This is a genomic window from Hyalangium ruber (assembly GCF_034259325.1).
Taxonomy (GTDB): Bacteria; Myxococcota; Myxococcia; order Myxococcales; family Myxococcaceae; genus Hyalangium_A; species Hyalangium_A rubrum.
This window is the reverse complement of record NZ_JAXIVS010000022.1, coordinates 68,162-93,792: the sequence shown is the minus strand read 5'-3', so window position 1 is coordinate 93,792 and position 25,631 is coordinate 68,162. Positions and strand designations below refer to the sequence as shown.

At 65.8% G+C, this 25,631-nt stretch carries 16 protein-coding genes; 5 read left to right on the top strand and 11 right to left on the bottom strand.

Annotated elements, in window-relative coordinates:
- Window positions 1-18 precede the first annotated feature (18 nt).
- From SYV04_RS40280 to SYV04_RS40270, 3 genes are all read right to left on the bottom strand, one after another.
- Window positions 19-1,836, bottom strand: a complete 1,818-nt coding sequence (locus tag SYV04_RS40280; RefSeq protein WP_321551405.1) for an N-acetylmuramoyl-L-alanine amidase — start codon at window positions 1,834-1,836, stop codon at window positions 19-21.
- 160 nt (window positions 1,837-1,996) lie between these two features.
- Window positions 1,997-3,184, bottom strand: coding sequence for a hypothetical protein (locus SYV04_RS40275; protein WP_321551404.1), 1,188 nt, complete (start codon window positions 3,182-3,184; stop codon window positions 1,997-1,999).
- A 271-nt stretch (window positions 3,185-3,455) separates the two neighbouring features.
- Window positions 3,456-5,027: a CocE/NonD family hydrolase gene (locus SYV04_RS40270; protein ID WP_321551403.1), complete on the bottom strand. Its 1,572-nt coding sequence runs from the start codon at window positions 5,025-5,027 to the stop codon at window positions 3,456-3,458.
- A gap of 295 nt (window positions 5,028-5,322) precedes the next feature.
- Between SYV04_RS40270 and SYV04_RS40265 the strand changes: the two genes are divergently transcribed.
- Complete coding sequence (locus SYV04_RS40265) at window positions 5,323-5,946, top strand: TetR/AcrR family transcriptional regulator (RefSeq protein WP_321551402.1); 624 nt, start codon at window positions 5,323-5,325, stop codon at window positions 5,944-5,946.
- Window positions 5,947-6,136: 190 nt separating this feature from the next.
- Here SYV04_RS40265 and SYV04_RS40260 read toward each other — a convergent pair whose 3' ends face one another.
- Complete coding sequence (locus SYV04_RS40260; protein ID WP_321551401.1) at window positions 6,137-7,057, bottom strand: LysR family transcriptional regulator; 921 nt, start codon at window positions 7,055-7,057, stop codon at window positions 6,137-6,139.
- Window positions 7,058-7,148: 91 nt separating this feature from the next.
- On the opposite strand from SYV04_RS40260, the gene SYV04_RS40255 reads away from it, so the two are divergent.
- On the top strand, window positions 7,149-7,904 hold the full coding sequence (locus SYV04_RS40255; protein WP_321551400.1) for an SDR family oxidoreductase: 756 nt from the start codon (window positions 7,149-7,151) through the stop codon (window positions 7,902-7,904).
- A gap of 304 nt (window positions 7,905-8,208) precedes the next feature.
- Here SYV04_RS40255 and SYV04_RS40250 read toward each other — a convergent pair whose 3' ends face one another.
- The 6 genes from SYV04_RS40250 to SYV04_RS40225 all read right to left on the bottom strand — a co-directional run bounded on the left by SYV04_RS40250 (window position 8,209) and on the right by SYV04_RS40225 (window position 14,519).
- A complete protein-coding gene (locus SYV04_RS40250; protein ID WP_321551399.1) occupies window positions 8,209-8,625 on the bottom strand; it encodes a hypothetical protein in 417 nt (138 codons plus the stop codon).
- Window positions 8,622-8,990 (bottom strand): helix-turn-helix transcriptional regulator, encoded by a 369-nt coding sequence (locus SYV04_RS40245; RefSeq protein ID WP_321551398.1) that lies wholly within the window; start codon window positions 8,988-8,990, stop codon window positions 8,622-8,624. Before SYV04_RS40245 ends, SYV04_RS40250 begins: the two co-directional genes overlap by 4 nt.
- A 432-nt stretch (window positions 8,991-9,422) precedes the next feature.
- On the bottom strand, window positions 9,423-10,610 hold the full coding sequence (locus SYV04_RS40240) for a serine/threonine-protein kinase (protein WP_321551397.1): 1,188 nt from the start codon (window positions 10,608-10,610) through the stop codon (window positions 9,423-9,425).
- A 624-nt stretch (window positions 10,611-11,234) separates the two neighbouring features.
- Window positions 11,235-13,115 carry a serine/threonine protein kinase gene (locus SYV04_RS40235; RefSeq protein ID WP_321551396.1) on the bottom strand — a complete coding sequence of 627 codons (1,881 nt, stop codon included), beginning with the start codon at window positions 13,113-13,115 and terminating at the stop codon, window positions 11,235-11,237.
- Complete coding sequence (locus tag SYV04_RS40230) at window positions 13,112-13,957, bottom strand: DUF2381 family protein (protein WP_321551395.1); 846 nt, start codon at window positions 13,955-13,957, stop codon at window positions 13,112-13,114. Before SYV04_RS40230 ends, SYV04_RS40235 begins: the two co-directional genes overlap by 4 nt.
- A 250-nt stretch (window positions 13,958-14,207) precedes the next feature.
- The gene (locus SYV04_RS40225) at window positions 14,208-14,519 is read right to left on the bottom strand and encodes a hypothetical protein (RefSeq protein ID WP_321551394.1); all 312 of its coding nucleotides are present in this window, start codon (window positions 14,517-14,519) and stop codon (window positions 14,208-14,210) included.
- Between the two features lie 3,150 nt (window positions 14,520-17,669).
- Between SYV04_RS40225 and SYV04_RS40220 the strand changes: the two genes are divergently transcribed.
- The 3 genes from SYV04_RS40220 (at window position 17,670) to SYV04_RS40210 (ending at window position 24,339) form a co-directional block, all read left to right on the top strand.
- Window positions 17,670-19,835 (top strand): site-specific DNA-methyltransferase, encoded by a 2,166-nt coding sequence (locus SYV04_RS40220; RefSeq protein ID WP_321551393.1) that lies wholly within the window; start codon window positions 17,670-17,672, stop codon window positions 19,833-19,835.
- Between the two features lie 3 nt (window positions 19,836-19,838).
- Entirely contained in the window at window positions 19,839-22,424 is a 2,586-nt protein-coding gene (locus SYV04_RS40215) for a DEAD/DEAH box helicase (protein WP_321551392.1), read from the top strand.
- 1,519 nt (window positions 22,425-23,943) lie between these two features.
- Window positions 23,944-24,339, top strand: coding sequence for a helix-turn-helix domain-containing protein (locus tag SYV04_RS40210; protein WP_321551391.1), 396 nt, complete (start codon window positions 23,944-23,946; stop codon window positions 24,337-24,339).
- Here SYV04_RS40210 and SYV04_RS40205 read toward each other — a convergent pair.
- Window positions 24,317-25,513 carry a site-specific integrase gene (locus SYV04_RS40205; protein ID WP_321551390.1) on the bottom strand — a complete coding sequence of 399 codons (1,197 nt, stop codon included), beginning with the start codon at window positions 25,511-25,513 and terminating at the stop codon, window positions 24,317-24,319. The two genes, SYV04_RS40210 and SYV04_RS40205, sit on opposite strands and share 23 nt — an antisense overlap.
- Window positions 25,514-25,631: the final 118 nt, after the last annotated feature.

Genomic DNA, 25,631 nt, shown 5'->3' with positions numbered 1-25,631 from the left:
GGAGGGGAGGGGAGATTGCTACTTCATGCGGACCGTGACGGTGTTGGTGGCGGTGTTGAGCGTGAGGAAGCCCTTCTGGAATTCACTCTCTCGCCCACCGGTGACGGCGTACTCGTCGCGCACCGGATAGCCCAGCGCGCTTCTCTCCCAGCCAAGAGACTCCCACTTGGCTCGGATGGGGCCATGCACCTCGTGGGCTCCCGTCGTCGGCGTCCAGTAGATGCTGCCATTCTGGAAGTGGTTGAAGCGGCCCACCCCATCCGGCGTCGTCGTCTCGTCCGTCAGCGGGTAGCCCAGCACGCTGCGCTCCCAGCCCAACTGCTCCCACTTGGCCCGGATGTTGCCATGCACTTCCCAGGCTCCCAGCTCCTGGGTCCAGTAGATGCTGCCATTCTGGAAGTGGTTGTAGCGGCCGCGCCCGTCCGGCGTCGTCAGCTCGTCGGTGAGAGGGTAGCCCAGCACACTGCGCTCCCAGCCCAGCTGCTCCCACTTGATGCGGATCTGCCCCACGACCACGTGGGCGCCCAGCGTCGGCGTCCAGTAGATGCTGCCGCGCTCGAAGTGGTTGTAGCGGCCCACTCCGTCTGGTGTGGAAAGCTCGCCGGCCTGGCACCTGCCCAGCAACACAGGGCCGTTCACCGCGTCGTACTTCGCCTTGATGTCCCCCATCAGCACGCACGCCGTGCCGCAGTGCGCATTGGCCCGGTGGAGGTAGTCCGTCCAGGGCCAGTTGGCGCCGGGATCCGTGCGGTCGTACGGCTGGAGCTTGCCGTGCCCCACCACGTGGTAACGGTCGCGTGGAATCCCGTGGTCACGCGTGATGTCGCACAGCAGCCGGGCCGAGGCGTCGATCTGCCCCACCGGCCAGTTCACCGTCGACGCATACCCGCCGTGCTCGATGCCCACGGTGAAGTCGTTGGAGCTTCTCCCGTTCAGGCCGCACTCCATCCCGCTGTTGTTGCTGCACTGGTAGGTGGCGCCGATGTGCCACGCTCGGCTCCCTTCGCGCACGAGCTGGCTGATCTCCCCGCCGTCCTCGCGCACCACGTAGTGCGCGCTCACCTGCGAGCTGGTGTTGGTCAGCCAGCTCCAGCACCCCGAGTAGCTGCTCTCACAGGTGTGGATGACCACCATCTTCACCCCCATGGGCCGGGCGTTGAAGTTGGACGAGGGCCGCCACACGGCTGGTGCGTAGTCCGGACCGGCGAGCGCCTGGGGCTGCTGCTCCAGCTTCTCCTCGGCCAGGCCCTGTCCACTCGTGGCCCACTCCTTCGAGAGCGTCCCGACTCCCAGGCGGGCCACCCGGAAGACCTCGTTGTGAACGAAGCTGCGACGGCCCTCCTCGTCCTGGATGCCGGACACCTCGGCCACCGCCGGTGCCCAGCTCGCTGCCAGCGTGCGATTCACCTTCAGCGCATCCGCGTGGCGCGACAGCAGCGCCGCCGCCGCACGGACGTGGGAGCGCGCGTCGGTCCTCGCCTGCTCCGCCGTGACGCCGGCCCGCTTCGCGCCCTCCTCGAGCTGCGTCCTCGTGAGTGCCATCATTCCGTGGACGGCCGGGCGGCCCTCGAACTCCTCGGCGCCCTCCACCATCTGGTAGCGCGTCTGCACGAAGGACAGGGACTTCAGGAGCGCGGGCGGCACCTCGAACTCCTCGCCAGCCTCCTGAAACAGCGCATCGAAGGACTCATCCTCGCGGGCGGAGTCCTCCGTCCTGAGCGTCTCCACCTGCGTGGTGGGAACCGCGGATGACCGCGGCTGCTGCTCATTCGTGCCACACGCCTGCGTCAGCGCCAGCGAGGCGGCGAGCATGACAATTCCTGGCCTGTTCTTCATCGATTCCTCCGGAGTTCGTCACCTGAGTCATGGGCGGCTCCAGGCTTCGCGGAAGACAGGCGCGAGGAGGGGCCCAGTACAAAGAGGGGACGAGCCGACCGGACATCCCAGAAATCGGTAAAAAAAGTCATGCCAGGACTTCTCGTTCTCACCTCATGGCTCAGGGGAGCCGGAAGACTCGCAGGTTCTCCTCTCCCTTGCGCACGTAGATGAGGGCATCGAGCGTCGCCAGGTAGAAGAAGCGGTTCTTGACGAGGTCGTGCCAACCGCCGAACGCGCCGGCCTCGTATTCCGGTGCCTCGCGGAGCTCGAGGGTACCCGGGTCGATCTCGAAGGTTCGGTACTCGAACGCCCCATCCCCATCCCCGTCGTACCGGAACGCGGCGACGTAGCGCTGACGCGATGCCACGTAGGTGAGGATCATCCCCTCGAAGTATTCGCTGTAGCAGCGTGAGAGTTCGAGGTTGCTCTCCAGGAGCAAGGTCTCCCATTTCGTCGTGTCCAGATCGTACGTGACCAGTCTCGGAGGGAAGGTCCCGTAGGCCGACTGCGGGTTGGGGAAGCTCACCAGCTTGCGATCGACCCGGACCATCTGGGCGAAGAACCATGCAGGAGGGGTGACCACCTCCCATTTCCAGGACTGGTCGTCGGTGTCGAAGGACCACCACCGCGAATAGTTGTAGTTCTCCGTGGGGCCAAAGAAGTAGCGGTGCGTCACCTCGTCCCAGAACGTCCAGCCGGCCGCGCCGCCATATCCGGTCTCCCCGCTGTAGGTGGCCCCTGGAGTGTTGAAGGGGGTGTGGCGCTTCCAGGTCCGGGTGCGCAGGCTGTAGCGCCACATCCGCCGGACGCCAAAGGCCACCTCCTGGAGGTCCGGGTTGTAGATGAGCCCGTTGTACGTGTGGCGGGCCACGGGGTTGCCGGTCGAGGCGGCGGGCCGGTCTGGATCGAAGAACTCATCCCAGAAGACGTCGCTGTCAGGGTGCGCCCGGGCGTACCCCGCGGCGGGGGGGTAGTAGCTGTACGGGTCGACGTAGTTGGCACCCGCCCAGTTCGCCGAGTTATCGGGGAGCTGCTCGATGCTCCAGCGCATCTGCGCCATGTCGAAGCGGTAGAGGCCGTTGTTGGAGCTGTCGGCGTGTCCGCCGCCGAAGGCCCACCAGCGGGCATGAGGCGCGTCGACAGCCACGCCGGAGTAGGCGTTGATGACACCAGCGAGCCCCTGGGAGCCGAGATCCCGGTGGCCAGGGAGCGCCGCCTTGAGCTCCGCGTCGAGCGAGGTGAGCGGCGTTCCCGCGACCTCGATCCACCGCCCCTTGGGCACGAGCGCCCAAGACGCCTGGTTCACGAGCCCCGTCGCGTCACGCCCGGGGGTCCACAGGTTGCCTACGAGCGTGCCAGTGTCCGTGCCGCCGCCCCAACTGAACGAAGGGACTGGTAGTGGCGGCTTCTCCTCCTCGGGGAGCGGAGTCTCCTCGGACGGAGGCTCCGACGACGACGCGCTGCAGCCAGTGAGCGGTCCCGCGACAGAGAGCGCCAGGAAGAGAACCCACGAGGGCGAACAACGACTCGCACGTACTGTGATCATGATCCACCAGATGTGCCGACAGCGCCTCGTCTCACTTCAGTGGCAGAGACACATAGGACGGGCTGCTCGACGGCGAGGAGAACCGCACCGTGGAGAAGGCTGGCGCCTTGTCCGCGTAGAGCGGATCGACGGTGTCGAGGACGAGCGAGAGGCGATGGCCGCTCGGAATGTCATAGGCAGTCGAAAGGAAGTCCACGTCCACGGCGTAGGGCTGGCCAGCAACGGCGTCTCGGAGCGTGACCGCGACGTGTGTGACGAGGCTCCCCGTCCCTCCCCAGTCCGTGTCGTAGAGGTAGGCGAGGACCGTCGTCTGACCGGAGCTACCCGGAGTGACGGTCAGGCGCAGGTGCGGGGTACCGCGCACGCGTCGCGGGCTCGTCAGCCAGTCCGACTGCCAGACTGCCGCATTCGACCGGTCCACCGCTGGAATCCACGCAGTGGGCGGTTCACCCGTGATGGCCTCCGCGCCGTTCGTCAGCAGCACCACGCCTCCGTTGGCGACGGTGTCATCGCCCGCGAGAATCGTCTTGCTCCAGCCCGTCTGCGAGCCCGTCATGAGGTCTCCCTCGTTGCTCCACCAGTGAATCTCGCTCAGGTTGTAGCGCGCGGTGCTCGTCGAGACGGCGCTCCACGACGGGTACGACTCATAGGTGCTCTGGCCCCGGAGCTGGAGCTGAACCGGGTTCTCCGAGGCGATGCCCGTGTCCACGCCGCGCAGGTACTGGTCGAACCAGCGACGCGTGCTCGTCCAGGCGTCATTGGGCAGGCCGATGATGCCGGTCAGCTCGGCGATGGCGTGGTCACCCGGACGGAGCTCGAGCCGCTTCGGCCCCGTCAGCCGGGTGAAGAAGTCGGCGAGCTGATTCGGCCCGAAGAAGGTGTCGCCGTAGGCGTTGGCCATGAGGATGGCCGGACGGTTCGTGTTGATGCGATTCAGGTACGTCGCGGCGCTGCGCACCTGCGCGTAGGCGATGACGCTGTCCAGGTTCTGGTTGTCGAAGAAGTTCGAGAGGGCCTGCTGCAGCTCCGCCGAGGGCTGTCCGGTCAACTCCGCCGAGAGCCACAGCAGCCCGGCGCTCTGCAGATGGCGCGTCTGGTTCGAGAACAGCGAGTACGTGAGATCCGTCCAGCAGCTCAGCGCGGCCACGGCACGGATACGTGAGTCAAAGGCCGAGCCGATCAACGCCATGCCCGCGCCATAGGACACGCCCGCCGCACCGATGCGAGTCGGATCCGTGGGAGTATTGGCAATCGTCCAGTTGATGATTTCGCTCAGGTCGCCGATGTCCTTGGGGCCAGCCGTGTCGATGGTGCCCCCCGATGACCAGAAGCCTCGGGGGGTGTACGAGACCACGACGTACCCGGCATCGGCGAACCGCTGCGCCTGTACGTAGTACTCCACGCTGGGCAGCGCCCAACTGGTGATGAAGATGATTGCCGGGTGCTTCCCTGTCGTATCGGGCGTGAAGACGTTGCCCGTCAGGGTCACTCCATCCCGCGTGGGGAAGTTGACGACCTGGAACGAAGAGGACGCCGACGCAGGACCGGCGGCCACGCACAGCAACAAAACCACGGACACAGCGAACGCACGCAACCAGGACAAAGCGCACCTCCGGCATGGGGGACTGGGGACCGCGTTGAATCGATGGGGGCCGCAGTGTGACGGGCACGGTGGGTGCGCTCCGCCATCGAGCGCGGCCAGCTCGTCTCGAAACCTACGCCTGCGGAGGTTACGCAAGCGTAGATTCATTGTCAAACCCGAGCGGCATGAACGCGTGCCAAAACTACGTTGGCGTAGGTTGCTAAGAGAACCCTCGGGCGTTCATCAGGAACGCGCTGCGAGCCGCACGGGGGAAAGGCGGAGCAGGGTCGGAGCGTGTGTACTAGAGTGCTCTTCGATGGCCAGCCGTGCTCAACGTCTCCCTGCCTCTGCTCGACGCGCCCAGCTCATCGACGTCGGACGCTCTGTCTTTGCCCGACGCGGCTACGAGGCGGCTTCGGTCGAGGAAATCGCCGAGGTGGCGAAGGTCTCCAAGCCCGTCATCTACGAGCACTTCGGTGGCAAGGAGGGCCTGTACGCAGTCATCGTAGACCGTGAGATGGAGTACGTGGTCAGGCGCGTCGCCGAGGCCATCGCGGTGGGCAGTTCCCGTGAACGCGTCGAACAGGCAGCCATCGCGTTTCTGACGTATGTGAAGGAGCACCCCGATGGCTTTGCCGTCCTCGCTCACGACACACCTGTGACCTCTGCTCGCGGTGGGATGTCGTCGCTGCTCAATGATGTGGCCGAGCGCGTCGGTCATATCTTCGTCACCTCGTTCAAGGCCGCGGGCTACGATCCCAAGGTGGCGCCGATCTACGCCCATGCCCTGGTCGGCATGGTCACCTTCGTCGGACAGTGGTGGACGGGTGTGCGCAAGCCGCCTGTCGAGGAGGTTGCCGCGCATATCTCCTCTCTCGTCTGGATGGGGCTGCGCCACCTTCCCAAACGCCCAGTGCTCCTCTCGAATCGGCGGAGATGATGCCCGGGAGTGAGGGACACCCCAGGCCGTAGGGTGTTGAGGGGCGAGGGGTCGGCAGGTGTTATCGGTGACGCTGAGAGGCGCGACGCTTGTAATGTGGGCGCGCCGCCGCGTCGGCGGCCAGCGCAGCACCGGTAGAACCGACCCCGCTTGCCCCGGCGTAACCGCTCTCCGGAGGGGAGAGGCGAAGTCAGGACGGAGGCCATCTCCAGGCGGGCTTCGAGAGCCGCTCCGCCAGGAAGTTGGCGAGCACCTCCACCTTGGCGGGGCGCGTGCGCGCCGAAGGGGTCACGAAGTAGAGGCCGCCCGTGGCCACGGTCCAGTCCGACAGGAGAGTCTTCATCCGCCCATCCCGGAGGTACTCACTGGCGATGAACTCCGGCAGCTCGGCGATGGCGAGTCCCGCGAGGATCGTCGGCACCAGGGCGTCCGCATTGGTCACTCGCAGCGGGCCGGCCGGCGTGAAGGTCTCCTCCTCGCCAGCCTTGTTGACGAAGCGCCAGGCATCACTCCGCGCACGATAGGCGTAGCCCAGGCAGGGCCGGCCGATCAGCTCCCGGGGGTGCCGAGGAGTGCCATGCCGCTTCAGGTAGCTCGGCGCCGCGACGATGAAGCGGGACACCGGACACAGCCGTCGCGCCACCATCGAGGAGTCCAGCATGACGGCGATGCGGAGCGCCGCATCGAAGCCCTGCCCCACGAGGTCCACCGTCGCATCGGACAGGTGGAGATCGATCGAGACCTCCGGATAGGCGCGGAAGAAGTCCGGCAGGATTGGCGCCACCCAGCGCAGCCCGAACGACATCGGCACCGCCAGGCGGACGACACCGCGGGGGCGAACGGAGAGCTCCCGGACGGTGCCCTCGAGTTCCTCGGCATCGCGATAGATGCGGCTGGCGCGCTCCGCGATGGTCCGCCCGAACTCCGTCAGCGCCAGCTGGCGCGAGGTCCGGTTGAAGAGCCGCGCACCGAGCCGCTCCTCCAGCCGCGTGACACCGCGCGACACCGTCGCCACGGAGACCCCCAGGGCTCGCGCCGCCGCAGCGAAGGAGCGCTCCTCCGTGACCTTGGCGAACATCGCCAACCCTTCGAAATCCGGCAGCTTGGACATCGACAATCCTGCAACGATGGTTTGCAGCCCTTTCTATTTCGCAAGGTCGACCGTGTCGATACCTCTTGGCCCATCCACACCGGAGGTCCCCATGTCTCGCAAGCTCGAAGGAAAGATCGCCCTCGTCACGGGTGCCACCAGCGGTATCGGCCTCGCCACGGCCAGGCGCTTCGCCGCGGAAGGTGCCCATGTCTTCATCACCGGCCGCCGCCAGACGGAACTCGATGCCGCCGTCGCCGCCATCGGCCCCCATGCGACCGGTATCCGGGCCGACTCGGCCAACCTCGCCGATCTCGACCGGCTCTTCGAGACGATCAAGACGCAGAAGGGCCGGCTCGACGTGCTGTTCACCAATGCGGGCGGCGGCAGCATGTTGCAGCTTGGCGCCATCACCGAAGAGCACTTCGATGACACCTTCAATCGCAACGTGAAGGGCGTGCTCTTCACCGTCCAGAAGGCGCTGCCCCTGCTGACGAAGGGGGCCTCGATCATCCTGATGGGCTCGACGTCCGGCACCATGGGCACGGCGGCCTTCAGCGTCTACGGCGCCAGCAAGGCGGCGGTGCGCAACTTCGCCCGCAGCTGGGTCCTCGACCTCAAGGGGCGCGGCATCCGCGTCAACGTGATCAGCCCGGGCCCCACCCGCACCCCGGGGCTGGCCGAGCTCGGAGGGCCGGAGGCCGCCCAGCAGCAGGGACTGCTCGACTACCTCGCGACGCAGGTACCGCTGGGCCGCCTCGCCGAGACGGACGAGATCGCCAAGGCCGTCCTGTTCCTCGCCACGGACGACTCGAGCTTCGTCAACGGCGCCGAGCTCTTCGCCGATGGCGGAATGGCCCAGATCTGACCAGGCCCGAGCCCGCAGTCCGCTCCCCCTGGCGACCGGCTCGCAGCCCGAACGTGCTGGAGCCGGTCAGGCAGCGAGGCCTGGATACCGGAGAGTGGAGGCGGCGGGAATCGAAGCCGTGTAGGGGGGAAACCGGCCCGCTCTGAAAAACGGCGCTCCCCTCTGTTTCCCTCTGAAAAGCGGCCCCTCGAAGCGTCCACACGAGTCCGCACGAGTCCAGCGGATTTGGTCCTTTTTTGGTCCCCTTGGTCCCCCCCAATCGGACCATTGGGGGCCTCTGGAGCACGTCAGGACGCGCCTTGCTTCACGAAGGGACCCCACCTGTCCAAGTCGTCAGGAAGTCGCAGAGATCCCGCACCCGCATCTCCACGTTCGCGCCGATGGTGGCCAGCGTCGCCTGTTCCTCCGTCGTCAGGATGGCCTTGTGATCCAGCAAGTTGGCCAGCACCGCGCTAAGGCACTCTCCCAGACTCACCGCCGCTCCGAGCTTGTCCGCGACGGTCGCGCGGCCTTCCCCTGTGAACGCCTGGGAAGGATGGGCCACGAGCCGCGCGCGGAGTTCTCCAGCACGTTGCACCAACTCCCCCAGCTTGTCCGCGCTGACAGGCTCGCGCTTGCACTCGGGGGAGCCGATGCAACCGCCACCGGGGCCGCGAAGATGGCCGCAGGGGTTGAGGGGATAGAACATCGTCGGGGCGTCTTGCTGCGGGGGCGTGGTCATCCTCGATCCCTCCTCTCGCGCCGGGGGCGCTTGGGCTCCGCTATGAAGGCCATCACGAGGCGCAAGATCAGCTTGAGCTGGAGACCTTGAAGCCGTCCCAGCAGGCGCAGCAGGCGCCGCATTTCGGGCGTGGGTGCCAGTTCGGGCGGAACTTCGAGCTGTGCCGCTTGCGGCAGACTGGCCACGGGGGCGAAGCCCATCAGTTCGTGCGGGCCACTTCGCAGGGCCACGCACAGCCGGAACAGCGTGGGCAGGCTGGGAAGCATCTTCCCGCGCTCCATCCGCCCGAACACCTCGGGAACAATGCCGACGCTCTCGGCAATCTCGGCCTGAGTGAGCCCCGCGCGCATCCGCGCCGCTCGCAACGCCCTTCCGAGCGTAGCCCCGAGCCGTTGCTCTTGGCGCTTCGCGTCCCGAGGAAGCGGGGAACGCTGACTGCGGGCCTTGCGCTGAGAGAGGGCCTCTGCGGGCCGTGCTGTCTGGTGGCCTGTCATCGTGGGAACCTCGCGCGCCGCGCCAGCACGAAACACACAAGCCGGGGGCACATGGCAGGGAGAGAGGCAGGCAGCCGATCAGCTCACCGGGCGCGGTGAACTGCCGCGACCAGGGGCGCCCCCAAGGATGCAGGGCGCCCCCAGTCGCTTCGCACTGGCCACGCCGCTCCCCTCGGTGTGGCCAGTGGCACGCGCTCCGATGGGATCGGCCTGTCCCCCCTCCAAGGTCAGAGGCAAGCCGATCCCGTCTCGGCGCGATGCCGATGCGGGCTGCGGGGCTGAGAGCGAAGAGGGAGCCGAGTGCTACGCGGAGCTACCCGGCGTCGTGATCACGTGATCAGCGGACAGCTTGCGCGTCGTGGACGCGGAATCCTGTGCAGTGGGGCCGCCTACGTCCTTGTGCATGCGCGCGGCCTTCGAGATGCGCTGCAACTCCGCGATAGCCTCGGGGGCTCCATAGGGCGCGCCCAACGCAGCCAGCCCCTTGCGGAGATCGTCCTGTAGCGCTGCCGCTGACGGGTAGCGATCCTCCGGGCGCCGCTGGAGCAACGTTCGGAGGATGGAGCGGAGCGGGGGGAAAACGTCCTCCGTCAGTTCCTCTACCTCCTGCGCGGTGTACGTGGCAGCCCGCAGAATGTAGTCGTCTACCTGCTCGGGCAGTTCCGCAAGCGTGGCGATGTTGTGAGCGGCGACCACCTTCGCGCGAACGTCGGGCGTTAGCGCCTCCTCCAAGTCAGAGGCCCGCACCGTGAGCGTGCCGTAGAGCCCTCGTCCCGTGACGATCTCCAGCATCACCAAGCCGAGCGCGAACAGATCCGAGCGCGGATCCATCGGCTCGCCTAGCAGTGCCTCGGGGGCGCCGTAGAAGGCATCCCCCTGCGGGCGCGGCACCGAGGTTGCCACCCGGCCCGGTAACAGCGAGCGGGCAAGCGCAAAATCCGTGAGCCTGATCGAGCCGTCACCCTTCACGTAGATGCGGGCGGGGTTCACGTCTCGGTGAATGATGCCGAGCGGGCGGCCCTGCTCGTCCGTGCGCGTGTGCGCGTGGTGTAGAGCGCTCGCCACTTCGGCGCCCACGTGGAGCGCAAAGCCCGCCGACAGGCAGACACCCCGCATGCTCGCGGCTGTCACGATGGTGTCTAGCCGGGTGCCTGAGACTCGCTCGCACAGGATGTAGAGAACCCCGTGAGACTCGGCCCGCCCCAGAACACGGGCGATGTTGGGATGATCCAGGTAGGTGGCCAGCCGCGCCTCTTCTTCAAGCCGAGCGCGGATCCTGGCGAGCGATTCGGGATCGTGCGTGGGCGAGGTGGGCAGAACCCGTCGCGCGATGTAGTTTCCTTCCGGTCCCAGGCGTGAGCGCTGCTGCACGATCATCACCGTTTCGCCGTGGTTGGTCGTCTCCAGGACTCGGAGGAAGGCATAAGAGAAATCGCCCAGGGAGAAGAGGATCACCCCCTCGGGTAACTGGGGGCCTGTGACGGAGGCCATGGATGGAGACTCCTAGAGGAACGCGAGCGGGGCGCCGCGCGACGGGAGGAGAAACTACCCGGCACATGGGGGCAGGGGGAACGACGGGGGAGGTTGGGCGGGCGCGTTCAAAAACCGGCGAATTTCCAGCGCTGCCACACAAATGCACCACGTAACGCTCGGGAGTCTCGACGCGGCCCGAGCTGGAGCTGTCCGAGGTGCGCGCCACTGGGGCCGAGTTGGAGCTGTCCAACGTGGGCACTACCGGGCCGAGCTAGAGCAGTCAGACGCGCGCGCCACCGGGGCCGAGCTGGAGCGGTCCGACGCACGCGCCCCGGGCCGAGTTGGAGCTGTCCGACGCACGCGCGCGCCACCGGGCCGAGCTGGAGCTGTCCAGCGCGCGCACACCGGGGCCGAGCAGACGCGGCGACGATGGCTGCCGTCCTGGCGCGCACCACCGAGCCGAGCTGGAGCTGTCCGACGCACGCGCGCGCCACCGGGCCGAGCTGGAGCTGTCCGACGTGCGCGCCACCGGGCCGAGCTGGACGCGGCGAGGATGGCTGCCGTCCTGGCACGCGCCATCGGGCCGAGCTGGAGCCATCCGACGTGGGCGCCCCGGCCTGAGCTGGGGGCCGCGACCCTGCCCTAGTCGCGCGGCGGCTCCCAACTTGAGACGGGGCCTGCTCCCACGTTCGCTTGCGCCGTCGCCTTATTGTCCTTCAATTCCCTAATCGCGGAGCGTTGCGAGACAACGCACACGGGAAACTTTCCTTTGCCGGGGATCTCTACGTGGTCGTAGATGATGCGGAGTTCTCCGAGGGGGGCGTCTGGGAGCGCATCGGTCTTGTAGGCCGTGCCGTAGAGCAGGGAGCCTGCCGGGACCTCCCCTCTATCGGCGCCCTTGAGGACGCCGGTAACCGGGGCTCCCAGTGTGAACGTCCACGCGCCACGCTCGGGGCCTCTCTCGTCGAGTTTCACGGCTAAGGATGCACGGCCAATCCCGTCTTCCATCCAGCCTAGTTTCTCCATGGCTTCTTTCGCCCCGGGCGGACACTCGAAGGGCTCGGCTTTGATACGGATGGACGCGCACCCCTCGGTAGCCATGGCGAGCGCCAGCGGCAGCGCCTTGCACCACGCCGGGAAGCCGGGATCGTTCGGGGCGGGGGCTGCTTTCAGCGCGCGTGCGGCACGGGGCGACTTGGGAGCATCGGGCGGCTTGGGCTTCACGGTGGATCCTTCCTTCGGTGCAGTTGCGGGAGCGGGAGCAGACACGGGCGGGGGCTTCACAGGGGGAAGCGCCGGGGCAGTCGGGACGGCTGGCGCGGTGGCCACTTTCGGCGCGGGCACCGACGCGGGAGCGGGCGCCGATGCGGGCGCGGGGCGTTCACCATGCGTCAGCCACGCGGCAGCAGCAGCAGCCACCACGACGGCAGCCACCATGCCCGCGAATGCCAGAGGCTTGCGCCATTGCCGGCGAGAGGCCGGCACCCTGGCGACAAGCGCGCGCGGTTGGAGTCGGCCACGGAGGCGGGCTGCCTGCTTGTCAGCCCATGCCAGCACCTTGCGCCAACCCTGTTTCCTTCGCGCCCCGTTGCCGGGCGGGGGCTGGCGCTGCGCTGAGGGCGCGTGCACCTCTGCCGCGTGTTCCGGCCCCGGGTGGTTGGCCAACTCTTCCAGCCTGCTCCGCAGCGCCTTGAAGTTTACCGGCCTTTGCGCCGGATCGTGCGCTAGCAAGTCCTCCACTAGAGCGCTCCATGCTTCCGGCACACGCGGGTTCACCTCGCGGGCAGCTCGCAGATTCGCCATGCGCTCCGAGAAGTCGAGCCGAGGCGGTTCCTTGGCAGGCAGCGGAACCGTGAGCAATTCGTAGAGCATCACTCCCACGGCGAACAGTTCATCCGTCACCTTGAACGGGTAGCGTGCCCCGGGGGTGTGGCGCTGCTGGTAGTAGAAATCCCACGCCTCGGGCGAGCGATAGCGGTCCGTGCCTGGGGGCAGCGGCGTTGTCGTCAACTCCTCGGCGTTCTCGTAGGTCGCGGCGCCGAGGTCGATGATCACCGGCTCGCCCGTGCTGCTGCTGATCATCACGTTGGACAACTTCAAGTCACGGTGAAACACCTTGCGCGGGCGAGCGTGCATGTACTCGATGGCCCCGGCAATCTTGGCGCACACGCGCGCGAGTTCGCGGAAGGTGGGAAACGTGCGTTCCTTCCACTCTCCCAGCGTCCAGCCCTCCACGTACTCCAGCACGCAATAGGCGCGGCCATCCGGCAGGTATCCGAACCCGCGCGGCTTGATGATGTTGGGATGATCCAGCGTCAACAGGAGCGACATTTCGAGCAGCGCGCGCGCGTGCGTCTTGCCAACGTCGCCGCTCTGCTCGCGGTGCAGTGCGACCTTGATCGCGAACGCCTTCCCTTGTTGCTGGGCATGGTGAACGGCACCAAAGCCGCCCGTCCGCAGGGGCCGGACGATCTGCCAACCGTCTAGGAGAGTGCCGGGTTGAAGTTCCACTGCTCCGATCATCGCTTGGGCTCCTTTGCTGGCGGCAGTGTCACAGCAGGAATCGAGAAGGACTGCGCCCCGTCCGGGCCGTTCAGGCGCAAGGTGAATTTGAGCCCCGCGCTTGGCGGTGGCTTGTCCGTTGTCACGAGCACCCGCACCGCGTTCGGTAGCTTGCCCGGTGCCACCTTCACCGCCCGCACTCGCGCCTCGCCGGTCTTGCTCGTCAACGTGGCTCCGGTTGGCCTCCATGCTGGGTGTCCAGGCGGGGGGATGATCTCCACATCCACCAGCACCCAATCCGCCGCGCGATAGGTCAAACCCTCTTGCGAATCGAAGCCGCTTGCGGCGTCCATGAAGCTGGCCAGTTCCCGGGTTTGCACTCCGTCCTTGCTGATGAACCCGGAAGCGATGGCGTCTGCCGGATTCAGGGCGGCGCACGGCGCGCACGTCGGACAGGCGGTAGGCGACTCCTCGCGCCGTGCAACGTCGATCTCTGTATCTACCTCGGAGGGGTGCGCGACGAGCGAGAACTCGGCCACGTCGGGCGCCTTCCCATCCGCCAACGGGACACGCAACGTCCAGCGTTCACCGGGCCGGGGTTCGCTCAAGGGCTCGATAGCAAGGATCACGTCACCCAACGCAACGACCTTGATCCGCTGTGGGTCCACCTCCACCGCCTTCCCCCGGATGGGGACTGAGAAGACAAGGAACGTGCGGATCCCCGTGGCGATGCGTGCCTCTACCGGCGCGCCTGTCAGCGTGACGGAGCGGCGGCGCGGCTCGCGTGTGGGCGCCGGTTGTGCTTGCGCCAGCGTCCCCCCGAGGAGGAGCAGCGCAAGGGCCAGAGTCGCAGGTGAGAGCAAGGGTGCGTTACCTCCGAGGTAGGCCACCCTAGCAGACCCGGCGCGGGCGCTGGGAGCGCTCGACGGGGCCGCGCGTCGCGTGCTGGCGCCAGCGGTTCCGGGTGCCTGGCGCCAGGCACCCCGCAGCAGCGCGCCGCGTGTCTTCTCCCACGCCTGCCAGCGCTGGGCCGCCATGCGTTCGAGATGCCCAGGCCCGGGGGGTGGGGCGCCCCGTGGGCGTGGCAGCGCGTGCTAGAGGCCATGGGAGCGGCTAGCGCCGTGCTCCCCGGGCGCGCTCTCCTACCCGGTTTCCGCACCGCCAAGCTGCGGGCGTCCTCCACCGGCCCGAGCTGGAGCCGTCCGACGCGAGCGCCACCGGGCCGAGCTGGAGCTGTCGGACGTGGGCGCCCCGGGCCGAGCTGGAGCCGTCCGACGCGAGCGCCACCGGGCCGAGCTGGAGCTGTCGGACGTGGGCGCCCCGGACCGAGCTGGAGCCGTCCGACGCGAGCGCCACCGGGCCGAGCTGGAGCTGTCGGACGTGGGCGCCCCGGACCGAGCTGGAGCTGTCGGACGTGGGCGCCATGGCCCGAGCTGGAGCAGTCCGACGCGCGCGCCACCGGGCCGAGCTACCGAGCGACAGAACCAGGGGGAAGGATCCCGCGTTGCGCAACCTCCCGGCGCGCGTTTTCGCTGCTGTCTAGGAGTTGTTGGCGGGAAGGCCGATCCTTTCGTCGCCTCCGTATCCGGCGATCCGCGTCCGCAAGCATCGCAAATGCGTCCCGCGCCCGGTGTGGGAAGTTGGGTAGGGACTTCACGTAGACGGACGCGATCGTTTGCCGGTAGTGGAGATCCGTGAACCCGAGCCGCTTGAGTCGCCGCAGCCACGGGGCGAAATCCTCCCAGGGGCGGTCAAAGAGATAGGCGTCAACAAGTACGCTCTCTGCGGTCAAGCGCATCAGTTGTTCGCGCTCTGCGCGCGTCCGTGCCTCGCGCAGAAACCGCCTCTCAAGGTCTAGGAGCGCTGCAACCCGCGCCTCAAACGGAATGTCACCGTAGCTCATCCCAAGAGTGAGCCACTCGCGTTCCTCTGCAACGGTGTTCCACCAATCTTTGCGCGTTCGCCTCATAGCTACCCACCAAGACAGGGGAAGTCATTCACCTGATCGGGCCAGTACCCCTCTTTTTTGCACGTCTCGTAGCACGACTGACAGATGGTCCTCCCGAACATCCCTCGCTTTTCGTATTCCCCTCCACGTTCAATGCACCGGTCGTAATACTCCCGACAGGCTTCCTCTCTCTTCCTTGGGTCTTTCGGAAGCAGCGGGGGCACTGGACCGGGGCCGGGCTGTGGCCCCTCGTCAGGCTTAGGGTTGGGGCTCTGTTTGGGAGTCGTCCCGCCCTTGGGAGTTCCCCCCCTTGGAGTCACCCCCACGCAGCGCTCGTATTGGCCGGGAAACTCCTTCAGGCAACACGTCTCTGTGTCGTCCCCCGGCAAGCAACCACTCATCCCCAAACTGCACCCCACGCCCAGCACGCCAGCAGCGAGCGCTAGGACGCAGAGGACGGCGAAGCGGTGTGCGGGGATCCTTCTGTGCATGGCGTTCCCCTCGTGTCCGTGAGTGCGGGCATAACTCTGACAACTGGGATTATCGGGGGGGCAGAGATTCAGGTTGCTTGCCCCTCGCGCGGGCGAATGCTGTCCACTCTGCGCGCCCCTGCCCGAGTTGGAGCTGTCGGACGTGGGCGCCACCGGGGCCGAGCTGGAGCTGTCCGACGCGCGCGCGCACCAGCGGGCCGAGCTGGACGCGGCGACGATGGCTGCCGTCCTGGCGCGCGCCCCGGGCCGAGCTGGAGCTGTCCGACGCGCGCGCCCACCGGGGCCGAGCTGGAGCTGTCCGACGCGCGCGCGCACCAGCGGGCCGAGCTGGAGCTGTCCGACGTGGGCGCCACCGGGCCGAGCTGGAAGTGTCCGACGCGCGCGCGCTCCACCGGCCTAGCAGGCAAGCCCAAAGGCGGGCGTGCTTCATCGGGCCGAGCTGGGCGCGAGTTCCACCGGGCCGAACTGGGCGCGTGACGGTGGCTGTCATCCTGGCGGATGGCGCCGCGCTCACATTCGGCGCCGCGCGCGCCGCCGTGTTCGGCCTGGATGCTCGCGGCCTGGATGCTCGCCACGAGGCCCCAGCGCGCACCGCGAGGCCCGGGTCGACGTGTCCGACGTGGGCGCTTAGACGCTCGCCACGAGGCCCGGAGCGCGCCACGAGCCGCGCGCCCGACGTGTCCGGCCCAGACGCTCACCACGAGCGCCAGCGCCACCAACCCCAGCACACGAGGCGCGCGTCCGACGTTGCCAACCTGGAGAGGCACCACGAGCCCCAGCGCGCGCCACGAGGCCCACGTCCAGCTTGCCTGGACGCTTGCCGCGTCCCCCAGCACTCGCCACGAGCCGCGCGTCGACGCGGCGCTCGTCGCGCGGCATCGGCACAAATCCGCCCGCCCCGCGGGCGCGCGGCGTCCGTGCGCCTCGCGTGCGCCTCGCGTGCGCGCTGGCGCGGCATCCATGCCCTTTCGCCCATCCGCTGGCGCGCGGCGTCTACGCCCTTTCGCGCGTCCGCTGGCGCGCGACATCGCCGCGAATCCACCCGCCCGCGCGGCGTCCGCGCCCTTTCGCCTGCCCTTTGGCGCGCGGCGTCCGTGCCCTTTCGCCTGCCCTTTGGCGCGCGGCGTCCGTGCCCTTTCGCCTGCCCTTTGGCGCGCGGCATCGACGGTGCGAATTCACGCGCCGACAGGCGCGCAGCGTCGGCGCGAATTCACCCGCCCGCTTGGTGATCTGGAAGGGTGCCGCCGCGTGGAGCGTGGGACGCGCCAACAGCCGCGCCCGCCCGCCCGCCCCACGGCGCGACACCCGGCGCATTTCCGGCGTTGCTCCCGGCGCATTTCCGGCGTTGCTCCCGGCGCATTTCCGGCGTTGCTCCGGCGCATTTCCGGCGCCACCACCGGAAATTACCGGCGCCACCACCGGCGCCACTACCGGCGCCACCACCGGCGCCACCACCGGCGCCACCCCGGCGCTACCCCGGCGCTACCCCGGCGCTACCCCGGCGTCCGCCGTGGCGGCGGCGCTTGTACCGGACGCGGGCCACGTCGACGCGCTCCTCGTGATGAGTGCTGGGGCCTCCTAGCGCGTCCAGGCGGGCCGGACGCGGCCACGTCGGACGCGGGCCTCGCGGTGCGCGCTAGGAGCCTCCTAGCGCGTCCAGGCAGGCGGGACAGGTAGCCACGGTGACGCGGGCCTCGCGGTGCGCGCTAGGAGCCTCCTAGCGCGTCCAGGCAGGCCGGACGCGGCCACGTCGGACGCGGGCTTCGCGGTGCGCGCTAGGAGCCTCCTAGCGCGTCCAGGCAGGCGGGACAGGTAGCCACGGTGACGCGGGCCTCGTGGACAGCTTCCAGGCAGGCCAGACGCGGGCGAGGTCGACGCGCGCCTCGCGGTGTAGGGGCTCGTTGCGAGCATCCAGGCAGGCGAGACGGGCCATGTAGACGCGGGCCTCGTGCTGCGCACCCAGGCAGGCCGGACGCGGCCACGTCGGACGCGCGCCTCGCGGTGAGTGCGCGGGCGCGTCCCGAATGCTGGGGTTCGCAGTGAGCGTCCAGGCCGGACACATCGGACGTTGGCCTCGTGGTGAGCGCTGGGGCTGGTGGCGAGCGTCCAGGCAAGCTGGATGCGGAGACGGCGGACATGGGCCTCGTGGTGAGCGCTGGGGTTGGTGGCGAGCGTCCAGGCAAGCTGGATGCGGAGACGGCGGACATGGGCCTCGTGGTGAGCGCTGGGGTTGGTGGCGAGCGTCCAGGCAAGCTGGATGCGGACACGGCGGACGCGGGCCGCGCCCCGAAAGGGCGGGCATCAACGGGCCTTCGTGCTGGACATGCCGCGTTGGGGGAAGTTACCTCCCCCCCTATGACCCCTGAACAGCGAAAAGAGGTTGTCCGACTCATTGAGGAAGGCAAGGAGCTTTCCGCCGAATGGGCGCGTGTCCTCTTCCCGCCGGAACGCCGAGAATACGAACTCGTTTACCAAGGTAAGGAGCGGTCTGAGGAGGTCATCGCCGAGACGATGGCCGTCCCGCTGCAACCTGCCCGGACCTACGGCGGCGGGAGGAAGGTGGGCGATGAAGATTGGCAGAATATGTTGGTTTTCGGCGACAACTTGCAGGTTCTAAAGGCGCTCCTCGAAAAGAAGCGTGCGGGGACACTGCGCAGTGCCGATGGCACCGAGGGCGTCAAACTCGTTTACATAGATCCGCCCTTCGCCACCCGTCGCGACTTCCAGGGTTCGCAGAATCAAAGGGCGTACCAAGACAAGATTGCCGGTGCAGAGTTCCTAGAGTTCATTCGCAAACGGCTAATCCTCATCAAAGAACTCCTCGCGGATGATGGAGTCCTCTACGTCCACACCGACTGGAAGAAGGGGCATTATCTCAAGGTGCTCTTGGACGAAATCTTCGGGGAGAGTCGTTTCCGAAACGAGATCATCTGGTGGTATTACAACAAGATGCAGGGGAACATCAGCCGCTTCCCATCCAACCACGAAAACATCTTCCTCTATTCAGCGGGCGACACGTTCACATTCAACGCCCAATATTTGGAGCGAGAAGAAGGCACTGCACGATTGCTCAAGCGCGTCTGGGACTCGAAGAGGGGCAAACTCGTAAACGCCAAAGACGCGAATGGCAATGTCATCTACATCGAGACGGACGAGAGGCGCCTCGACGATGTGTGGCGACTCTCAATGCTTCAACCAGCGGATCGCACCCAGAACCTGGGCTATCCCACGCAGAAACCGGAGACGCTGCTTGCTCTAATGATTGAGGCGACCTCAAAGCCGGGCGACTTGGTGATGGATTGCTTCGCTGGCTCAGGCACAACTCTGGCTGTGGCAGAGAAATTGGGACGCCGCTGGATAGGCGTTGATTGCGGCACGCTCGCCATCTACACCATTCAAAAGCGTTTACTATCCCTCCGCGCTGACATTGGGAACACGGGCGAAGCGCTCACGCCAAAGCCTTTCACGCTCTACAATGCTGGCCTGTATGATTTCTCGAAGCTCAAGGAACTGCCCTGGGAAGCTTGGCGGTTCTTTGCATTGCAACTCTTCCAGTGCCGGGACAACCCTCATAAGGTGGGAGGAGTCAAATTTGATGGCACTCTCAAGGGCGGTAGCGTCCTGATTTTCAATCACACCAAGAACAAGGATGCTCGCGTTGACGAAGCGACCATCGAGAGTCTCCACCGGGCGTTAGGGTCAGGCGCTGGCAACAAGGTCTTTATTGTTGCCCCAGCACTCACCTTTGGCTTTCAGCAGGATTACATAGACATCGAAGACACTCGCTACTACGCACTGCGCATCCCGTATTCTGTCATTCATGAGTTGCACCAGAGAGAGTTCCGCGCCTTGCGCCAACCCTCGGACTCACGAGAAGTAAACGAAACAGTGGATGCAGTGGGCTTTGACTTCATCAAGACGCCTGAACTCAAAATGCAGTGTGGCATTCGAACTGCGGGGGCGACTCCCGAAGCATTCGTCCGCTTGACGACTTTCAAGAGCGTGGCCACCGTGCGCGAACCACTCGCAAAGAAGGCCAATTTTGAAACCCTATCAATGGTGCTCCTCGATTATGACTATGACGAGTCAGAGCAACTGTTTGAGCTAGACGAAGTTGTCTTTGCTGAAGATATGCAGGCGCTGGACTGGGAGATCCGCTTCCCGCACGCGCGACTCGGAACGATGATGATGGCGATCTTTATTGACATATACGGAAACGAGGCGCGCATTCCGATCCCTGTCGGCGATTTCGGCGCGATTCTTGGCGCCAAGAAGGCCACGCAAAAGAAGGCGAGGACTTAACGCATGGTTACGAAAGGGGATCGCAAGACTTTTCGAAATGAAGAACTCGTCCTCAAGGTGTCACCGGACGTTGATCCCAAGAAATGGGACGAGTCGAAGTATGAGGCGTTCCTTGACGAGCTATGCGGAGTCCATCACCAGTACCAAGCGGAAGCCATCCGCACTACGCTGCGGTACCTGCTCGGCGGGCGGTACGCAAACCTAAGAGAACTAGCGCGCGAGAACTTCGAGGAGAACGATAGCCTTCAAGAGCGTTATGGCTCGTTCGCGGCGATGGAAGCGCACCTGCAATTACCTGATCAACTTTCCTGTTCGCTCGACATAGCGACGGGGGCCGGTAAGAGCTACGTCCTCTATGGACTTGCCGCGATCCTCTTGGCCGAGGGGATCGTTGATCGGGTTCTCGTGCTCTGCCCTTCCACAACGATTGAATCAGGCCTGATGGAGAAGTTTCGCGCGCTCTCGTCAAACGCAGACTTGCAGGCTTTGCTGCCGCCGACCGCGCGCGTGAGTGCGCCCAGTATAGTCGACGCATCGGAAACGATTGCTGCTGGCGCAATTTGCGTGGAGAATTATCACGCCATCCTGGAGCATGTCGGCTCCTCAGTGCGTGACAGCCTCAAGGGCAAAGGCGCGCGAACCGCTGTGCTGTCTGACGAGGCTCACCACATCGCAAATGAGGCGGCAGGAAAGGTGAAGGTTTGGAAAAGCTTCCTGCTCGATCCAGACTTCGATTTCAGATTCCATGTGGGCGTGTCTGGCACCTGCTATGTCGGTGACGAGTATTTTGCCGACGTTGTAAGCAGATACTCGATCCGGCAAGCGATTGAAGACCGGGTGGTTAAGCGCATTGAGTATGTCGCGGAGGTTCCCGCAACCGCGAATTCAGACGAGTGGTGGCAGCTCATCTACAAGCGTCATGCTGACTTGAAGAAGCGCCTAAAGTCGGCGGGTATTCGTCCGCTTACGATTGTTGTCACCAAGACCATCCCCGACTGCAACCGCGTTGCCGAGGAACTTCGCAATTTTATCGAGGAATGGGCCAAGACTACTTCCGATCATGCTGCCGAATTGGTCATTCCTGTGACATCGGCAAGGGAGCACCAAGTTTACTTGGCGAAACTCAGAGAGGTGGATAGCCCAACCAGCAAAGTTGAGTGGATTGTCTCGGTGTCGATGCTGACTGAAGGCTGGGACGTGAAGAATGTGTTCCAAATCGTTCCGCATAATGAGCGTGCGTTTAACAGCAAGTTGCTCATCTCTCAGGTTCTAGGCAGGGGCCTGCGGGTGCCGCTCCAGTGGAAGGGCGAGCAGGCTACTGTAACCGTATTTAATCACGACTCATGGGCGCCGCGAATTCGGCAGTTGGTAAATGAGGTGCTTGAGTTCGAGCGGCGGCTTTCCTCCGTGGTTGATAAGCGGTCTTCCTATAACTTCGACTTGCACCAGCTTGATTACACTCAGGAGGAGACCAAGCAAGAGCTCACAAGGAAGACCGTGGCCAAGCTTTTTGAGCACGGCTATGTGGACCTTCCGACACAGGTGGACACCGAAGATGTAGTCATAGAGTTTGAAGGTGTGGTTGGAGCCAAGCGCTCGAAGTTCAAGACTCAGCTTGAGCACAAAACCTATTCCGCCGAGGAGGTCGCAGAACATATCTTTAATCGCCTGCTCTCGATTGATCAGGAGTCTCAAGCGTCTGGTGATTCCGCTGAGGTTACGAACTACACGCAGAAGATGCCTTTGCAAAAGTGCCTCGCGGTTGTTCGCGAATCATTGAAGCGGGCCGGCATCGCGTCCGACCGAGTTACTGAGGATAACCGACAAAGGTTCTTGCAGGCCTTGGGTTCGCTCTCTCGAAGGAAAGGACAGCGGATCGTCTTTACGCAGCGTGCGAATGCTCTGCGTGTGGTGTCTACGCGAGAGCGGCAGGCAGACAGTTGCAGTGCGGCGGAGCTTCGCCGCCAGAGCAAAACGGTATTCTACGGCCCCAAAGCGGAAGCTCCGCTAAATGACGAGCAACGCCAGTTCTTGCAGGAGGTAAAGGATCCCGATGGCGAGTTTGTCGCGGGCCGCGAGGAAGTTGCGGCGGATGTTGACTTCAGGTCTCCGCTGAATCTTGCGATTGCAGACGCCACCCCGGAACGGAAGTTCATTCGGGAACTCTGCAAACGCGACAATGCCAAAGTTATTGATGGCTGGTTGAAGAACACTTCTCAGGGCTTTTATTGGGTTGAGTACGCATGGAAAAAGGGCAGTCACACCAAGAGAGGCGAATTCAGCCCAGATTTCTTTCTCAAGCAGGGCAGTGCGGTTTTGGTGGTGGAGATTAAGGACGACTCAGAGATCGCAGATCCGTCCCCGGAGAACGCAAAGAAGTATGAGCACGCGGTTAAGCACTTCGAGCGCGTTAACGAGTGGCTGGAGAGAGAGGGAATTGGTCTCCGCTACCAGATGAACTTTCTGACCCCCAAGGACATCAACAAGTTTTTCCAGAAGATGCGCGAGGGGACCGTCGCCGGGTTTCGGAGTGAGATCGATCTTGCGCTAGCTGCGGCGAGCAGTGCGCGGGATGCCGATTCTACGTAGTTTGATCTGTCGCGTGAGTGCTGGGCGCGGTGCGCGTCCAGGCTAGGTAAGTCGACGCGCGCCTCGCGGTGCGCTAGGGCCTCGTGGCAAGCGAGCGTCCGGGCGAGCTAGATGCGCGCGACATCGACGCGGGCGTCGTGGCGAGCCCTGGCAGCCTCCTAGCCAGTCCAGGGGGGCTGGAGGCGGGCCACGTCGACGCGGGCGTCGTGGCGAGCCCTGGCAGCCTCCTAGCCAGTCCAGGGGGGCTGGAGGCGGGCCACGTCGACGCGGGCCTCGTGGCGAGCCCTGGCAGCCTCCTAGCACGCCCAGAGGCGCTGGAGGCAGGCCACGTCGACGCGGGCCTCGTGGCGAGCCCTGGCAGCCTCCTAGCGCATTCCAGGCCTGACGCACCGGACATGGGCCTCGCGGAGTGATGGCCGCGCGGCGCGGGTGCTCTCCACTCTCGCCCGTTCGCCCGCGTGCTCCTCGGTTGCTTGGCTGCGCTCTTAGCGATCAGCGGTCGCGGTTTGCGGGTGCCCTGGACACACAGCGTTGCGCTGTGTCACTCGTGGCCTGGGTAGTTCTTGGGCTGTTGGGCGTGTCGTTAGGGCGGGTAGGTGATGAACAAGATCGATTCCCTGGAGGGGCAACCCTCCGTGTGCGGCGCATTCGTGCGCCGCTGTTGGCTGACACGTGGCGACACCGGGAACAACGCCGGTAGTCACTCCAGGCGGGGCCTGTGGTTACTCCAGGCGGGCTCGTTGAGGGCGCCTCGCAACCCGAGCGAGGCTGAAACCCCGACCGTCACGCCACGTCGCGCCGCAGTCACGCCGACCGTCACGCCGCGTCGCGCCGCTGTCACACCGGGCGATCCCGCGTCTGCGCGCTGCCTGATCTCGCTCGCACCAGTTCCCGTCTCGCGCGTGGGAATTTCGCGCCGGGTCGGTTGTCGGGTACGCCGGGCAGGTAGGCGGGCGGGCAGGTGGAACATGGACGGTAACGGCTCTCGGGAGGGGACCCCCTCCACGTTCGGCGCCTACGTGCGCCGGTGCTTCACGGTGAAACAGGGTGTTTGCGGGTATCCGCTGGTGTTCGCCCGCATACGCCGGAAATTGCCTAAATACGCCCAATGTCCAAGAGCGTGGCGATTGGGCACCGTGGGCGCCATGGTTCACGCTACACAGAACGCCCCGCGTCGGATGCGACGGGCGCCCGCGCTCCCCAGGTGGGTAGCACGCTCCCGCTCCTGTCCAGCGGTGGCCACACCTGCCCAGGAGTGCCCAACGCGGACAGTCGCGTTGACGGTGCGAGGCGGGACGCGAGACAACGCGGCCCGTGCAGTGAGACACGACGGCGGCCCCCGAAGCTGGGGGCGGGCCGTTGTGAACGGCACCCGCAGCGCATCGTCTCTCCGTGCCCCCGGAGTGCGCGCGGCTCGCCTCCTAGCCCTCGCGGGCTCTGGCCTCTCACGGCATGGCGCCTCGCACTCTGGCGACAAGCGCGCGGCGTCCCACCGCCAGCAGTCGGGAGAGTTTCAGCCGTGAAGGGGCAAGGCGAAGAACAGGACAACATCCTGCGGGCCATCTACGAGGAGCTGCGGGGGCTGCGCCAGTCCGTCAACGAGATCCACACGAAGATCAGCAACGCGGCGCCCGCTCAAGCTGCACGGGCGTTGGCTGTTTCCATCGAGCAGGCGCAAACCCTGCTTGGCTGCGGGCGCTCGCGGATCTTCGAGTTGTTGAGGAGCGGAGCACTACGACGCGGGCCGAAGGTGGGCAGGGCCGCGATGATCTGCGCGAAGAGTCTGGAAGCACTCCTAGAGCGCGTGGACCGCGAGCCAGAGACCCCCAAGCTCAAGCGGCGCCCCGCCCGGCGTGATACCGGGCAGGGCAAACGGGAGAGTGCAGCGATCCTCAAGCTGATTCGGCCAGCTTGAGCGCAGCACGGCGGACAGGCAGCACGACGGGATCCTCGGGATGCTCCAGCTTGATCGGGATCTTGATCATCGGGGGCACCTTCACGTTTTCGTAAAAACGCTTGGTCGTGTGCGCGGAGTGGTGGCCCACCACGGCGGCAACAGCCGCCAGGGGCAGCCCTCCCGCCTTGGGCCGCACTTCCTGTCCGCACTCCGAGGCCCACGTAACGAAGCTATGCCGCAGCTCCCCGAAGCTCACCAGAGGCAGCCGCGCCGCCTTGCACGCACGACGCACCACGCGGCGGATATGGCTGTCCACGGGAGCCGCGCCGCGCGCCTGGAGTCGGTGCACCGCTCCCAACGTCTGACGGTCGATGCTCTGGCGGTGGACCTGTCCGCTCTTGTGAATGAACGTGACGGTTGCGGCGATCTCGCCCGGTTCTTCCACGAGGGACACCTTGCCCTCTCCGCGCGCCAGCCGTTCGATCTCCGTGCCGTGCATGCCCGTTTTGGCGTGGATGCACAGCACGTCACGCACGCATTGAACGTCCGTGCGGCGCCGCGTCTCCTCGCGGTTGAAGTTGGAGAATTCCCACCCGCTGATCGCCCGGTACAGCCGCTCGATCGTCTCGATGCTGTAGCCCTTATCCCGCACGGACTTCTCGGGGCGGGCCACCGGGATCTTGAGCGAGATCGACGCATCCTCCCCCGCCGTCAATGCACCCTCTACCTCCCGCAGCCACGCACAGAAGGACTTGAGCGCCGTGATCCGGTTCTTGCGCGCGGTCTTGTGCTTCTTCAACTCCCGCAGCAGGTCTTGAAGGGTGACGGTGCGCAGGTCGCGCCCCGCGAAGTCTTCCGCCCACGCGGCTAAGTAAAAGCCCACGTTCTTGGCGTAGCGCTCGGTTGTCCCCTTGCTCCTCATGTGCTCCAGGTAGCGGGCCACGCTTGCCGCGTCCATGTAGACGGCGGACTCATTCTTGATCTTCTGCGCCTCGCCCCGCGTGCGATAGCCCTCGGGGTCGCGCACGAACAGGGCAAGCTCCGCCTCTGCTTCCGCCTCGCTGCGCGCGTCCAGGTGGATCGTGTAGTTCCGCCCGTTGATCATCTTGCGCAGCACGTAGACGGGGCGCCCGTCCTTGCCCGCGAACATCCGCCCACCCGTCCACTTGCCGATCCACACCTTGGTACTCATGCCGTTTCCGCCTCCGGTTTGGTCCTTTTTTGGTCCCAAAAAACCGGATTTGGTCCCGAAATGCAAGCGCCGCCCCATTTCTCAGAGGGCGGCGCCTTGAAAGCGGCGGGTTGCTCGG

Excerpts from the sequence above, each read along its gene's own strand:
- SYV04_RS40280 (WP_321551405.1), bottom strand. The coding sequence starts at position 1,836 with ATGAAGAACAGGCCAGGAATTGTCATGCTCGCCGCCTCGCTGGCGCTG.
- SYV04_RS40265 (WP_321551402.1), top strand. The coding sequence starts at position 5,323 with ATGGCCAGCCGTGCTCAACGTCTCCCTGCCTCTGCTCGACGCGCCCAG.
- SYV04_RS40260 (WP_321551401.1), bottom strand. The coding sequence starts at position 7,057 with ATGTCCAAGCTGCCGGATTTCGAAGGGTTGGCGATGTTCGCCAAGGTC.
- SYV04_RS40255 (WP_321551400.1), top strand. The coding sequence starts at position 7,149 with ATGTCTCGCAAGCTCGAAGGAAAGATCGCCCTCGTCACGGGTGCCACC.
- SYV04_RS40250 (WP_321551399.1), bottom strand. The coding sequence starts at position 8,625 with ATGACCACGCCCCCGCAGCAAGACGCCCCGACGATGTTCTATCCCCTC.
- SYV04_RS40240 (WP_321551397.1), bottom strand. The coding sequence starts at position 10,610 with ATGGCCTCCGTCACAGGCCCCCAGTTACCCGAGGGGGTGATCCTCTTC.
- SYV04_RS40235 (WP_321551396.1), bottom strand. The coding sequence starts at position 13,115 with ATGATCGGAGCAGTGGAACTTCAACCCGGCACTCTCCTAGACGGTTGG.
- SYV04_RS40225 (WP_321551394.1), bottom strand. The coding sequence starts at position 14,519 with ATGGCGCCCACGTCCGACAGCTCCAGCTCGGTCCGGGGCGCCCACGTC.
- SYV04_RS40220 (WP_321551393.1), top strand. The coding sequence starts at position 17,670 with ATGGGCCTCGTGGTGAGCGCTGGGGTTGGTGGCGAGCGTCCAGGCAAG.
- SYV04_RS40215 (WP_321551392.1), top strand. The coding sequence starts at position 19,839 with ATGGTTACGAAAGGGGATCGCAAGACTTTTCGAAATGAAGAACTCGTC.
- SYV04_RS40205 (WP_321551390.1), bottom strand. The coding sequence starts at position 25,513 with ATGAGTACCAAGGTGTGGATCGGCAAGTGGACGGGTGGGCGGATGTTC.